Here is a 13,288-nt window from a genome sequence, read left to right as displayed (position 1 = left end):
GCAATGACGGGACGTTTACAAGAAAAAGTAATCGTCATTACAGGTGCTTCTAGTGGAATTGGAGAGCAAGTTGCAATGCAGGTTGCAGAGCAAGGGGCGACGCCGGTATTAATGGCTCGAACAGAAGAGAAGCTACAAGCATTAGCAGACAAAATTAAAGTAGCTTATAATACGCCTTGCTATTACTATGTATTAGATGTAAGTGAAGAAACGAAAGTACAATCTGTTTTTTCAAAGGTATTACAAGAAGTAGGACGTATTGATATATTGGTAAATAATGCTGGGTTTGGTATTTTTAAAACGTTTGAAGATGCTTCAATGGATGAAGTAAAGGATATGTTTCAAGTAAATGTATTTGGATTAGTAGCTTGTACGAAAGCGGTATTACCTAATATGGTAAAAAGGAACGAAGGACAAATTATTAATATTGCTTCATTGGCTGGAAAAATTGCAACTCCGAAGTCGAGTGCTTATGCAGCGACAAAACACGCTGTATTAGGATTTACGAATAGTTTACGTATGGAGCTATCTAACACAAATGTGTATGTAACAGCAATTAACCCAGGACCGATAGATACGAACTTTTTTGAAATAGCCGATCAATCAGGTACATATGTGAAAAATATGGGACGTTACATGTTAAAACCAACATATGTAGCAGAACAAATCGTAAAGGCGATGCAAACGAAAAAACGTGAAGTAAACTTGCCGAAGTGGATGGGAATGGGGCCAAAGCTCTACGCATTATTCCCAGGTTTATTTGAACGCATTGCAGGCAAATCATTAAGTAAAAAATAGGAGATTTCCATATGGAAATCTCCTATTTTTTATTTTCCAGTCACATAATCGTAAACGATATCCTCAACAGCTTCGTATACATCAATTTCAGTATTTGAATGAATTATCATTTGAATATGTTTAATTAGCGTTGCCTGATCCTCTTTTGAAACAGGATTACATTGATATTGCCGAAAACTTTTTATAATCATTTTCTCAATTAATTTTTTATTCATGTTTTCCCCGCCTGTATGTATACATGTATTGTTTTATTGTACTTGAAGTGAAATAAAAATACTACTATGCACTATTTTTGCATAAAAATCCACTTATATATATCGCTTTTATAGTGAGGGTAATATTTTTAAGTTTTTAAAAATTATAAATATTTAATTGACTTTATAATTATGCAATATTATAATCAAACTTAATTTAAAGAATAGATATGAGGAGGAGCTTATGAAAGTCGCAATTATTGGAGCAACTGGATATGGAGGTATTGAGTTAATTCGGTTATTAGAGCAACATCCATATTTTTCGATAGCATCTCTCCATTCTTTTTCACAAGTTGGTGAATTTATAACAAATGTATACCCGCATTTTCGAAATGTTCTTGTCCATACGTTACAAGAAATTGATGCGGAGAAAATAGAGAAGGAAGCTGAAATTGTATTTTTAGCAACTCCAGCGGGAGTATCGGCAGAGTTAACACCAAAATTATTGGCAGTAGGTTTAAAAGTAATTGACCTATCTGGAGACTTTCGTATGATAGATCCCTCGTCATATGAATTGTGGTATAAAAGGCCAGCTGCACAGGAAGAACTTCTTAGGAAAGCAGTATATGGATTAAGTGAATGGAAAAGGCCTGAGATCCAAAATGCAAATTTAATTGCAAACCCAGGATGTTTTGCTACAGCTGCATTATTAGCGGTAGCGCCGTTAGTACGTAGCGGCATGATTGAAGAAGCTTCGATTATTATTGATGCGAAATCAGGAGTATCTGGAGCGGGCAAAACGCCAACAACAATGACTCACTTTCCTGAGTTATACGATAACTTACACATTTATAAAGTTAATCAGCATCAGCATGTTCCTGAGATTGAGCAAATGCTTGCAGAGTGGAATCGTGAAACGAAGCCAATCACGTTTAGTACACATTTAATACCGATATCACGAGGGATTATGATTACACTTTATGCGAAAGTGAAAGAGGAAATGAAAATAGAGCAACTTCAAAAGTTGTATGAAGAAACGTATGAATACTCAGCTTTCGTTCGAGTTCGCTCGCAAGGAGAATTTCCAAGTCCGAAAGAAGTAAGGGGCTCAAATTATTGTGATATTGGGATAGCTTACGATGAAAGAACAGAAAGAGTTACGGTCGTTTCTGTTATAGACAATATGATGAAAGGTGCGGCAGGGCAAGCAGTTCAAAATGCAAATTTATTAGCGGGACTAGAAGAGACAACGGGTTTACAGCATATGCCGCTTTATCCATAAGGGGGAAATTATGATTAAAGCATCGTCTATTACAAAATTAGCAAATGGTTCAATTGTTACACCAAAAGGCTTTTTGGCAATCGGTACTGCAAATGGTCTGAAAAAGGTGAAAAAGGATATGGGTGCAATCGTTTGTGAGGTGCCAGCATCATGTGCCGCTGTGTATACAACAAATCAAATACAAGCAGCGCCGTTGCAAGTAACGAAGGATAGCATAGCAGCAGAAGGGAAATTACAAGCAATTGTTGTAAATAGCGGCAATGCAAATGCTTGTACGGGGATGAAAGGGTTGCAAGATGCTTATGAGATGCGAACATTAGGAGCGGAACACTTTGGAGTAAAAGAAAAGTACGTCGCAGTCGCTTCAACAGGTGTAATTGGAGTACCTTTACCGATGGATATCATTCGAAAGGGAATTGAATCTCTTGTGCCAACAAAGGAAGTAAGTGAAGCTTATTCTTTTTGTGAAGCAATTTTAACGACAGATCTTATAACGAAAGAAACTTGCTATGAGATGATAATTGATGGGGAAGCAGTGATCATTGCTGGGGTCGCAAAAGGTTCAGGGATGATCAAACCGAATATGGCAACGATGCTTAGTTTTATTACAACAGACGCCAATATAGAGCATGAAGTATTGCAAACAGCATTATCACAAATTACGAATCATACGTTTAATCAAATTACGGTGGACGGAGATACTTCTACAAATGATATGGTCATCGCTATGGCAAGTGGATTATCAGAAACGAAAACGATGAATATGGAACATGAAGACTGGGAAACTTTCGTAGTTGCTTTACAAAAGGTATGTGAAGATTTAGCGAAAAAAATTGCACAAGATGGTGAAGGTGCTACGAAGTTAATAGAAGTGAACGTGTTAGGGGCTAGAACAAATGAAGAAGCAAAGAAAATTGCAAAACAAATAGTCGGTTCCAGTCTTGTGAAAACAGCGATATACGGTGAGGACCCAAATTGGGGACGAATTATTAGTAGTACTGGACAGAGTGAAGTAATTATTAACCCAAATACAATTGATATCACTCTTCAATCTATTGCCGTATTAAAAAATAGTGAGCCTCAAATGTTTTCTGAAGAGGAAATGACAAAGAAATTACAAGAACATGAAATAAAAATTGATGTGTGTTTACATTTAGGAGATGCAACGGGATCAGCTTGGGGCTGCGACTTAAGTTATGAATATGTGAAAATAAATGCTTGTTATCGTACATAAGGAGAGAGAAGATGAGTGATTATATTGTAGTTAAATGTGGCGGTAGCATGTTGAATCGATTAAATAGTGTCTTTTTTGATTGTATAAAGAAATTGCAAAATAAGTATAAGGTTGTTATTGTCCATGGCGGTGGCCCAGAAATTGATGCCAAGTTAGAAGACTCTAATATCGAGATAGAAAAGAAAGATGGATTAAGAGTAACGCCGAAAGAGGTTATGGATGTTGTTCAAATGGTGCTATGCGGAAGTACGAATAAAAAATTCGTAATGAATTTACAAAAACATGATTTACTTGCGGTGGGGCTTTCTGGATGTGACGGTAATTTACTTCAAGTTCAACCTGTTGGCGAAGCGATAGGATATGTAGGAGAAGTAAGTTATGTAGAAACAGCCCTATTGAAAGGGTTGATAGATATGAATTATATTCCTGTCATTGCCCCAATTGGGATAAATGGTAATGAGGTTTATAACATAAATGCAGATACCGCTGCAGCTGGAATAGCATATGCACTATCCGCAAAAGAACTCATTTTTATAACGGACGTAGATGGAGTATTACACGAAGGAAGATTGGTAAAGAAAACGGATGAATATGAAATTCTTACTTTTATAGAACAAGGCGTCATTACAGGTGGAATGATTCCGAAAGTACAGGCGGCACTTACATCGTTAAAAATGGGAGTGAAAAAGGCTAGTATCGTAAATGGTACAAAGGATTTTACTGAGGTTACAGGAGAGTGTGCTGGAACTACGGTAACAAAAGGAGTGAGTATCGTATGACAAGTCATCTTTTTCAAACGTATGGGAGAAGAACTATTGACTTTGTAAAGGGCAATGGGGCGAAAGTTATTGATAAAAGTGGTGAGCAATATTTAGATTTTACTTCTGGTATTGGAGTATGTAACTTAGGACATTGTCATCCTAAGGTTGTAAAGGCAGTAGAAAAGCAACTTAGAAATATATGGCATATATCTAACTTATTTACGAACTCCTTACAAGAAGAGGTCGCATCATTATTAACAGAAGATACAGCATTAGATCATGTGTTTTTTTGTAATAGCGGGGCGGAGGCAAATGAAGCGGCTTTAAAGCTAGCACGTAAGCATACTGGAAAATCTCTCGTAGTAACATGTGAGCAATCTTTCCACGGGAGAACATTTGGAACGATGAGTGCAACAGGGCAAGATAAAGTGAAAGAAGGATTCGGTCCATTACTTCCGTCTTTTTTACATATACCATTTAACGACATACGAGCATTAGAGGAAGTAATGAATGAAGAAGTTGCGGCGGTAATGGTAGAAGTTATTCAAGGAGAAGGAGGAGTAATATTAGCTGATCCATCCTTTTTGAAGGAAATTGAAAAACTATGTAATGAGTACAATGCTCTTTTTATTATAGATGAAGTACAAACTGGAATAGGCAGAACAGGAACACTATTCGCTTATGAGCAAATGGGAATAGTTCCTGATATCGTTACCATCGCAAAGGCGCTTGGGAATGGTATTCCAGTTGGAGCGATGATTGGCCGGAAAGAACTAGGTTCTTCTTTTACTGCCGGGTCACACGGTTCAACTTTCGGTGGGAATTATATTGCTATGACTGCAGCGAAAGAAGTATTGCAATTCATTAAGGAACAATCGTTTTTTAAAGAGGTACAGGAAAAGGGCGAGTACGTATTAAAGAAATTGCAAGAAGAATTACGACACGTTGAATGTGTTCAAAATATTCGTGGTAAGGGACTTATGATTGGAATCGAATGTAAGCATGAGGTTGCAAATGTCATAGAACAACTAGAAAAAGCAGGACTTCTCGTATTACAAGCAGGGCCTAATGTTATAAGACTATTACCACCACTTATTGTAACGAATGAAGAGCTAGAACAGGCAATATATATGATAAAAAGAGTGGTTTGTACAAAAAATGCATCAATAATATAAGGGGGAAATTTCATGTCAACTGTACAAGTACCGAAATTAAATACGAAAGATCTTTTAACGTTAGAAGAATTGACGCAAGAAGAAATCATTTCTTTAATTGAGTTCGCTATATATTTAAAAAAGAACAAGCAGGAGCCTTTATTACAAGGGAAAATATTAGGTCTCATTTTTGATAAACATTCAACCCGTACGCGCGTTTCTTTTGAAGCAGGAATGGTACAGCTCGGAGGACATGGAATGTTTTTAAGTGGAAAAGAGATGCAAATTGGCAGAGGAGAAACGGTGTCAGATACTGCGAAAGTACTATCTCATTATATTGATGGAATTATGATACGCACATTTTCTCATGCGGATGTAGAGGAGCTTGCAAAAGAGTCCAGTATCCCAGTTATTAACGGTTTAACTGATGATCATCATCCTTGCCAAGCGTTGGCAGATTTAATGACGATATATGAAGAAGCTCATACGTTTAAAGGAGTTAAATTAGCTTATGTAGGTGATGGGAATAATGTATGTCATTCACTATTGCTAGCGAGTGCAAAAGTCGGAATGAATATGACTGTGGCAACGCCTGTGGGGTATGAGCCGAATGAAGAAATTGTTAAAAAAGCATTAGCGATTGCTGATGAAACAGGGGCTGAAATTGAGATTTTGCATAATCCTGAATTAGCGGTAAGTGGAGCAGATTTTATTTATACTGACGTTTGGATGAGTATGGGCCAAGAAGGAGAAGCAGAAAAATATACTTTATTCCAGCCTTTCCAAGTAAATAAAGAGCTTGTTATACATGCAAAGCAAACATATCGTTTCCTGCACTGCCTGCCTGCTCATCGTGAAGAAGAAGTAACTGGAGAGATTATAGATGGGCCACAGTCTATCGTTTTTGAGCAAGCTGGTAACAGGCTGCACGCGCAAAAAGCTTTATTAGTGAGTTTATTTAAAAATATAGAAGAGCCTTCCTAAAAGGGAGGTTTTTTTATATTGAAATGTCGGATGTATATTTAGTTAATTATCTCTATATCATTTATAATAAAAAGAGAAAACTAAATTTGTTTTTCATATCATGTAAGGACATACTAGATAAAAAAATATAGTTAAAGAGATGATGAATTTGAAAACAACTAAGAAAACATATTCGTTTTTTCAGCGGATGTGGAGAATATTAAAGTTTCAATATTTTAAGTTGCTTCGATCGCCAGAAGGAGCAAAGAAAGTGTCACTAGGTTTTGCTATTGGATTTGGTTTAGAAATGTTGGTGATTTATACGGCATCGCTCGTATATTTAATATTTTATCCAATTGTCAGGTTAGCAAAGGGATCTTTTCCAGCCGCAGTCATTGGTAATATTATTGGGAAAATATCGTTTCTCCCAGTATTTTTATTTCCGTTTGCTTATGCGCTAGGAAAAATGATTTACCCATTTCATGTACAGAAAATACATCATGAACCATTTACGATATCAGATTTGTTTTCGAGCCATATTTTTACGATGTTAAAGAGCTTATTACAGAGTGAAGTATATGTATTAATTGGTATGACGATAATAGGAATTGTGTTTGGGGTAATTTCATATTTCGTTGTGCATTATTTATATGAAAAGAATCGTAAGTTACGTTTGAAGAAAAGAAAGAAACAAGTGAGAGAACCACTTGTTCAAATATAAAGAATGTCACATTCATTTTCTCCTTTGAATATGTTTAAGAAAAAGGGGGAGAGAATGAATGTATTATTACTACGTACCTCAAGTATATCCATATACAAATTATTATCCTGTAACTGGAGTGAGACAGCAATTCGGAGTATATCCGCAGCAACAAATGCAACAAATGCAACAAATGCAACAAATGCAACAGCCTGAGCAGCAACCTGTTCAAGAACGAAAACCGTATTTAATGACATGGCCGTATTCAAATGTATACTATGGTAATTATTACGAATCATAAAGCTGCTTCTATTTAGAAGCAGCTTTATGCGTTTGTTTTCAAAATTAAATTTTGAATGGTTTTAAGAGAATAAATGAGCTTTTCACGCTCTTCCTCAGATAATGTTTGAAAATTTTCTTTTAGTTTGCCTAAAATGAATTGCTGATACTGACTTACTAACATTTTCCCTTCAGTTGTTAGGGAAATTAAAATGACCCTTCGATCTTTTTCGCTATAATGACGCTCTATTAGCTCTTCTTGAATAAGTTTGTTTAATAGAGGGGTCATGTTAGGCCGTGAAATCGCTAGCCGCTTGCCAATTTCTGAAACTGCTAATGTACCATTTTCATGCAAAAGCAGTAACACTTGCGTATGTGATGGCGGCATATGTCTTTGAGAAGAAAACTCTCCAGGAAGCATAAATTTGCGATAAAAAAGAGGCACTAGCGAAAGAAGATGATCAACAATACGTTCCCACTCGCGTGATTCCATATAACGGCCCCCTTCCACTATCATTGTAACAAAAAAGACAAGGTATAAAAATAGAATTGTTTCATGGTAGCCTTAATATTTGTAGGATAACACTTGCTTTGTAAATGTATTGGCAATAATCGTATAACCGTTATCATTTGGGTGTACTTGGTCAAATAGTAAATCTTTTTTATCCTTCGATATTAATTTGCGAATTGGTAAAACGATAGATGGCTGATTCGCTTTTGAAATAGCATAAATAGAATCATTCCAACCATCTAAAAACATATCTGCATAACTGGCAATGGAGTCATCGAGTTGTAAAGGGTTATAGAGTTCAGAGAGAATGAGTAAAGCATTCGGATTTTGATCTCGAACGGTCTTTACAATAGTTTTTACATCCGTTTCAAAACGAGCTTTTTCTTTATTTAGCATTTTAATACCATCTATAACACCTACATCACGATTTAAGCGAAATAAATTATTTCCCCCAATATTAATAGTAATTATATTTGCTTCCCTAATTTTTTGTTGAACTTCTTCGGACTGAACTTTTTTAGCGAGACGATCTGTAGTAAGGCCATTTACACCAAGATTTTCTACCGTAATTGGTTTATGAATTTGTCCTTCTATTTGCTTAGAAGCTAATTCGGCAAATCCCCCTTGTGTAGATCCATATCCTTTGGCGAGTGAATCACCTAATACGAGATGATAAAAGGAGTCGTTCGTTTGCTTATCAATCCAACTCGGAGCAGATGTTTTTTCTGCTTTTCCTTCAGTTTTTTTTTGTTTTGTCTCATCGTTCTTTTCAAAATTAGAATAAGAAATGATCAGAAGGAGGAGACAAACAATTGTTAAGATGACTTTTTTCATAAATTCATCCTCCTTGTAATTGGTAATTGTATCATATTCAGCAGTATTAGCAATGTAAGGGCATATTATATGTTTATGAAAAGTTTATAATAACTTTACAGAAAATTTGTTGAAGTTTGTCAAAAAATATTGACGATACGAAAGAACTTTATATATGATAATGTCAGATAAGGTGAAATTCTACTTAGTGGGAGCTTTATCTCCCGTTAATTGTTAGTTTTCATCAATCGGGCGTTTAAGGGGACTACTCGTTAGCGCAAGATGAAATGAAAATCGTGTCTCTAATAGAGGAAAAAAGGTATGTGGTTAGAGACAGATAGGGGTTCATTTCATTATTTCTGGTAATTGTATAAGGGGGATTTTTTGTGAAAAAGTCAAAAAAAATGCTAGCTGGAGCAACTCTTGCTATTGGTGTTATAGCGCCACAAGTGTTGCCAACAACAGCTCATGCAGAGGAAAAAGCTGGGGAGAGTACAGTTAACTTACGAATTTTAGAAACATCAGATATTCACGTTAACTTAATGAATTACGATTATTATCAAACGAAAACAGATAATAAAGTAGGTCTCGTGCAAACTGCAACACTTGTTAATAAAGCACGTGAAGAAGCGAAGAACTCTGTCTTATTTGATGATGGGGATGCATTACAAGGTACGCCGCTTGGAGATTATGTAGCGAATAAAATAAATGATCAGAAGAATCCTGTTGATTCTAGTTATGTACATCCACTATATCGTGTAATGAATTTAATGAAGTATGACGTCATCTCTCTTGGGAACCATGAATTTAACTACGGTTTAGATTATTTAAACAAAGTGATTAGTAAAACAGAATTCCCAGTTATTAACTCAAACGTCTATAAAGACGATAAAGATAATAATGAAGAGAATGACCAAAATTACTTTAAACCATATCATATTTTTGAAAAAGAAGTAGAGGATGAATCTGGTCAAAAGCAAAAGGTGAAAATCGGTGTAATGGGATTTGTCCCACCCCAAGTTATGAACTGGGATAAAGCAAATTTAGAAGGAAAAGTAAAAGCGAAAGATATTGTTCAAACAGCGAAGAAAATGATACCGAAAATGAAAGAAGAAGGTGCAGACGTTATCGTTGCGTTAGCTCATTCAGGTGTTGATAAGAGTGGATACAATGTTGGCATGGAAAACGCTTCATATTATTTAACAGAGGTTCCTGGTGTAGATGCAGTATTAATGGGACATTCACATACTGAAGTGAAGGATGTATTTAATGGTGTTCCTGTTGTAATGCCTGGTGTTTTTGGAAGTAACTTAGGTATTATTGATATGCAATTGAAAAAGGTAAACGGAAAATGGGAAGTACAAAAAGAGCAATCGAAGCCGCAACTTCGTCCGATTGCTGATAGTAAAGGGAACCCATTAGTAAAATCTGATCAAAGATTAGTTAATGAAATTAAGGATGATCATCAAGCGACAATTGATTATGTGAATACAGCTGTAGGAAAAACGACAGCGCCAATTAATAGTTATTTCTCATTAGTACAAGATGATCCTTCTGTACAACTTGTGACAAATGCACAAAAATGGTATGTAGAAAAACTATTCGCTGAAAACGGACAATATAGTAAATATAAAGGAATTCCAGTATTATCTGCAGGGGCGCCATTTAAAGCAGGTGGCCGAAACGGTGCTACATACTATACGGATATTCCAGCAGGGACGTTAGCAATTAAAAACGTAGCGGATTTATATGTATATCCAAATACGTTATATGCTGTAAAAGTAAACGGGGCACAAGTGAAAGAATGGCTTGAAATGTCTGCTGGTCAATTTAATCAAATTGATTCAAAGAAAACAGAAGAACAACCATTAGTAAATATAGGTTATCCTACATATAACTTTGATATTTTAGATGGCCTAAAATACGAAATTGACGTAACGCAACCAGCGAAATACGATAAAGATGGCAAAGTTGTAAATGAAAATACGAATCGTATTGTAAATATGACGTATGAAGGTAAGCCTGTAGCTGACAATCAAGAGTTTATTGTGGCTACAAACAACTATCGTGGAAGTAGCCAAACGTTCCCTGGTGTAAGTAAAGGCGAAGTTGTATACCAATCACAAGATGAAACGCGTCAAATTATTGTGAAGTACATGCAGGAAACACCAGTTATTAATCCAACAGCAGATCAAAATTGGGCGTTTAAACCGATTATTGCAGATAAATTAAATACAACATTTGATTCTTCACCAAATGCACAAAAATATATAAAGAAAGATGGAAAAATATCATATGTTGGACCATCTGAAAATGAATTTGCTAAATATGCAATTGATATAACGAAGAAGAATGATGATAAGGAAACTGGTGGAGAGAATCCAACGACACCGCCAACAGGTGAAGGCAATAATGGAGAGAATCCAACGACACCGCCAACAGGTGAAGGCAATAACGGAGGAAATCCAACGACACCACCAACAGGTGAAGGCAATAACGGAGGAAATCCAACGACACCACCAACAGGTGAAGGTAATAATGGAGAGAATCCAACGGCACCGCCAACAGGTGAAGGCAATAACGGAGGAAATCCAACGACACCACCAACGGATGAAGGTAATACTGTTAATGAACCAAAACAAGATGGAAACAACGCGGGATCTGGACAAACTACAACAGATAATCAAAATGAAAAAGAAACAACGAAAGTAAGTGAAGGTAAAGAAGAACGTGATTTACCGAAAACAGGTACAAGTGTTGCTTCTACAATTGGAGCAGGTCTGGCGTTTGTTGGAGCGGGATTACTTATGTTATTTAGAAGAAAGAAAGCGAATAGATAGTACAGTATTGTAAAAAGGATTACCGTAATCGGTAATCCTTTTTTTCGTATATATTATGAAACTGGTACTGTTTTTTCTTTCTTCCATGAAAGACCAAATCCAGTGAAACCAACAATAATTGTTAAGACCGGGCAAGCTAAACAGAAGATTGCGAATGGAACGTAATCAAATGTCGGAACGCCAAGGACATTCGATAAGAATACGCCACTTACTCCCCATGGTACGAGCGGGTTAATAACTGTACCTGCATCTTCTAATACTCGTGATAAATTACGACGTTCTAAACCGACTTCATCGTATTTGTTAGCGAATGCTTGTCCTGTTAAAACGATGGATAAGTACTGTTCACCAAGTAAGAAGTTTACACCAATTGCAGTTGAAGCAGTAGAAATAATTAAGCGTGTGCTATTTTTTACAAAGCTAGAGATAATATTCATCAGCTGCGTGATAATGCCCATTCCTTGTAGTAATCCTCCCATACAAAGAGCTAGGAAAATAAGAGCAATCGACATCATCATACTTTGTAGACCACCGCGAGATAGTAAGCTATCAATGTCTTTAATACCAGTTTTAGAAACGTAGCCGTCTTGCATAATTTTCATTAAATCAGCTAAAGAAGTGCTAGGTTTAAAAATAAAGAGAATAATAATTCCTACCACAATCCCTGCAAGTAATGTTGGAACTGCTGGAACTTTTTTAAATGCGAATAGGAACAGTAATAAAATTGGAATAAGTGTAACGATAGAAATCGTTGTGTTTTGTTCTAACGTGCTAATAAAGTTTGTGAAGTCAACGTCTCCACTAGTACCGCTTCCTAAAATGAAAAATGCGATAAAAGCAATAATAAAAGCAGGAACTGTTGTCCAAAGCATGTTACGAATATGCTCAAATAAATCTACACCTGTTACAGCAGGAGCTAAGTTTGTTGTATCAGATAAAGGAGACATTTTATCTCCAAAGAATGCACCAGAAATAATTGCACCAGCGATCAGAGCTGGATCGTATCCGAGAGCACTACCCATTCCCATAAAGGCAAGCCCTACTGTTGCTGCAGTTGTAAATGCACTACCGATACTCGTTCCAACAATTGCACAAACAACAAAAACAGTAGGAACGAAAATTTTTGGAGATACAAGTTGGAATCCGTATACCATTAAAGTTGGAATTGTTCCAGCTGCGATCCAAACACTAATTAATACGCCTACAAGTAAGAAAATAAAAATAGATGGAATACCAGCTGAAACACTACTTATCATTCCTTTTTCCATAGTAGACCAAGAAATTTTTTTCATAAATCCAAATGCTAATAAAAGAACGATACCAAATAAAATTGGGATGTGTGGTGAAACTTCTAATTTGATAACACTAAAGCCAATACAGAAAAAAATAAAAATTGTTAAAAGAACAGATTCAATTTTTGAAACCATTGTTTTCCCCTCCTAAGTAATTTAAAATAGCTCTTTTTTATATAAAATTCGCCAATATTGTTTATTTCCTTCTAAAATTTAGAATTTTGTGACAAATTACCGGTAATTGTCAACATCTCAATATGATACGGAAATGATTGGGTAAAAAAACGCCCCTGCATATAATTATGCAGGGACGAAGAAATCGCGGTACCACCCTAGCTTGTGAAAGGAATGTATCACAAAATAAAGGGTCATATGATATGCGCTAATAAAATAAAAACGCCCCTGCAATATATGCAGGGACGAAAAATTCGCGGTACCACCCTAAATTGTGAAACAGTTTCGTTTCA

The 13,288-nt window shown here is 36.0% G+C and carries 13 protein-coding genes and 1 other annotated feature (1 of these 14 cut by a window edge); of the genes, 9 read left to right on the top strand and 4 right to left on the bottom strand.

Annotated features, from left to right (window positions below):
• The first annotated feature begins 3 nt into the window (after positions 1–3).
• Positions 4–798 (top strand): SDR family oxidoreductase, encoded by a 795-nt coding sequence (locus I6L50_RS26525; RefSeq protein ID WP_219303508.1) that lies wholly within the window; start codon positions 4–6, stop codon positions 796–798.
• A gap of 29 nt (positions 799–827) precedes the next feature.
• Here the strand turns inward: I6L50_RS26525 and I6L50_RS26520 are convergent, their stop codons facing one another.
• Entirely contained in the window at positions 828–1,013 is a 186-nt protein-coding gene (locus tag I6L50_RS26520) for a YqzH family protein (RefSeq protein WP_219303507.1), read from the bottom strand.
• A gap of 223 nt (positions 1,014–1,236) precedes the next feature.
• Here I6L50_RS26520 and argC point away from each other — a divergent pair, with 223 nt between their 5' ends.
• From argC to I6L50_RS26485, 7 genes are all read left to right on the top strand, one after another.
• Positions 1,237–2,274 carry an N-acetyl-gamma-glutamyl-phosphate reductase gene (gene argC / locus I6L50_RS26515; protein WP_002066994.1) on the top strand — a complete coding sequence of 346 codons (1,038 nt, stop codon included), beginning with the start codon at positions 1,237–1,239 and terminating at the stop codon, positions 2,272–2,274.
• Positions 2,275–2,284: 10 nt separating this feature from the next.
• The gene (gene argJ, locus I6L50_RS26510) at positions 2,285–3,508 is read left to right on the top strand and encodes a bifunctional glutamate N-acetyltransferase/amino-acid acetyltransferase ArgJ (RefSeq protein WP_219303506.1); all 1,224 of its coding nucleotides are present in this window, start codon (positions 2,285–2,287) and stop codon (positions 3,506–3,508) included.
• Positions 3,509–3,519: 11 nt separating this feature from the next.
• Positions 3,520–4,287, top strand: a complete 768-nt coding sequence (argB, locus tag I6L50_RS26505) for an acetylglutamate kinase (RefSeq protein WP_219303505.1) — start codon at positions 3,520–3,522, stop codon at positions 4,285–4,287.
• The gene (locus I6L50_RS26500) at positions 4,284–5,444 is read left to right on the top strand and encodes an acetylornithine transaminase (protein ID WP_219303504.1); all 1,161 of its coding nucleotides are present in this window, start codon (positions 4,284–4,286) and stop codon (positions 5,442–5,444) included. Before argB ends, I6L50_RS26500 begins: the two co-directional genes overlap by 4 nt.
• A gap of 12 nt (positions 5,445–5,456) precedes the next feature.
• The gene (gene argF / locus I6L50_RS26495) at positions 5,457–6,407 is read left to right on the top strand and encodes an ornithine carbamoyltransferase (RefSeq protein ID WP_219303503.1); all 951 of its coding nucleotides are present in this window, start codon (positions 5,457–5,459) and stop codon (positions 6,405–6,407) included.
• A gap of 148 nt (positions 6,408–6,555) precedes the next feature.
• On the top strand, positions 6,556–7,107 hold the full coding sequence (locus tag I6L50_RS26490; protein WP_002088510.1) for a DUF2062 domain-containing protein: 552 nt from the start codon (positions 6,556–6,558) through the stop codon (positions 7,105–7,107).
• A gap of 58 nt (positions 7,108–7,165) precedes the next feature.
• Positions 7,166–7,387: a hypothetical protein gene (locus I6L50_RS26485; RefSeq protein WP_063218932.1), complete on the top strand. Its 222-nt coding sequence runs from the start codon at positions 7,166–7,168 to the stop codon at positions 7,385–7,387.
• Between the two features lie 24 nt (positions 7,388–7,411).
• On the opposite strand, the gene I6L50_RS26480 is transcribed toward I6L50_RS26485, so the two are convergent.
• Together I6L50_RS26480 and I6L50_RS26475 are read right to left on the bottom strand one after the other, a co-directional pair.
• The gene (locus I6L50_RS26480; protein WP_002088507.1) at positions 7,412–7,858 is read right to left on the bottom strand and encodes a MarR family winged helix-turn-helix transcriptional regulator; all 447 of its coding nucleotides are present in this window, start codon (positions 7,856–7,858) and stop codon (positions 7,412–7,414) included.
• 72 nt (positions 7,859–7,930) lie between these two features.
• Positions 7,931–8,710, bottom strand: a complete 780-nt coding sequence (locus tag I6L50_RS26475) for a GDSL-type esterase/lipase family protein (RefSeq protein ID WP_219303502.1) — start codon at positions 8,708–8,710, stop codon at positions 7,931–7,933.
• 365 nt (positions 8,711–9,075) lie between these two features.
• Between I6L50_RS26475 and cpdB the strand changes: the two genes are divergently transcribed.
• On the top strand, positions 9,076–11,529 hold the full coding sequence (cpdB, locus tag I6L50_RS26470; RefSeq protein ID WP_219303501.1) for a bifunctional 2',3'-cyclic-nucleotide 2'-phosphodiesterase/3'-nucleotidase: 2,454 nt from the start codon (positions 9,076–9,078) through the stop codon (positions 11,527–11,529).
• Between the two features lie 53 nt (positions 11,530–11,582).
• On the opposite strand, the gene nhaC is transcribed toward cpdB, so the two are convergent.
• Positions 11,583–12,956, bottom strand: coding sequence for a Na+/H+ antiporter NhaC (nhaC, locus tag I6L50_RS26465; protein WP_219303500.1), 1,374 nt, complete (start codon positions 12,954–12,956; stop codon positions 11,583–11,585).
• 277 nt (positions 12,957–13,233) lie between these two features.
• Positions 13,234–13,288: a binding site (T-box leader), on the bottom strand; it runs 165 nt beyond the window's last position.

It is taken from the genome of Bacillus sp. FDAARGOS_1420 (assembly GCF_019344915.1).
Classification (GTDB): Bacteria; Bacillota; Bacilli; order Bacillales; family Bacillaceae_G; genus Bacillus_A; species Bacillus_A mycoides.
Note: the sequence above shows the minus strand (reverse complement) of the source record. Positions and strands in the feature narration are given on the sequence as shown.

What these genes read in the sequence shown, in the direction of transcription:
- I6L50_RS26525 (WP_219303508.1), top strand. Translation starts at nt 4, where the DNA reads ATGACGGGACGTTTACAAGAAAAAGTAATCGTCATTACAGGTGCTTCT.
- I6L50_RS26520 (WP_219303507.1), bottom strand. Translation starts at nt 1,013, where the DNA reads ATGAATAAAAAATTAATTGAGAAAATGATTATAAAAAGTTTTCGGCAA.
- argC (WP_002066994.1), top strand. Translation starts at nt 1,237, where the DNA reads ATGAAAGTCGCAATTATTGGAGCAACTGGATATGGAGGTATTGAGTTA.
- argJ (WP_219303506.1), top strand. Translation starts at nt 2,285, where the DNA reads ATGATTAAAGCATCGTCTATTACAAAATTAGCAAATGGTTCAATTGTT.
- argB (WP_219303505.1), top strand. Translation starts at nt 3,520, where the DNA reads ATGAGTGATTATATTGTAGTTAAATGTGGCGGTAGCATGTTGAATCGA.
- I6L50_RS26500 (WP_219303504.1), top strand. Translation starts at nt 4,284, where the DNA reads ATGACAAGTCATCTTTTTCAAACGTATGGGAGAAGAACTATTGACTTT.
- argF (WP_219303503.1), top strand. Translation starts at nt 5,457, where the DNA reads ATGTCAACTGTACAAGTACCGAAATTAAATACGAAAGATCTTTTAACG.
- I6L50_RS26485 (WP_063218932.1), top strand. Translation starts at nt 7,166, where the DNA reads ATGTATTATTACTACGTACCTCAAGTATATCCATATACAAATTATTAT.
- I6L50_RS26480 (WP_002088507.1), bottom strand. Translation starts at nt 7,858, where the DNA reads ATGGAATCACGCGAGTGGGAACGTATTGTTGATCATCTTCTTTCGCTA.
- I6L50_RS26475 (WP_219303502.1), bottom strand. Translation starts at nt 8,710, where the DNA reads ATGAAAAAAGTCATCTTAACAATTGTTTGTCTCCTCCTTCTGATCATT.
- nhaC (WP_219303500.1), bottom strand. Translation starts at nt 12,956, where the DNA reads ATGGTTTCAAAAATTGAATCTGTTCTTTTAACAATTTTTATTTTTTTC.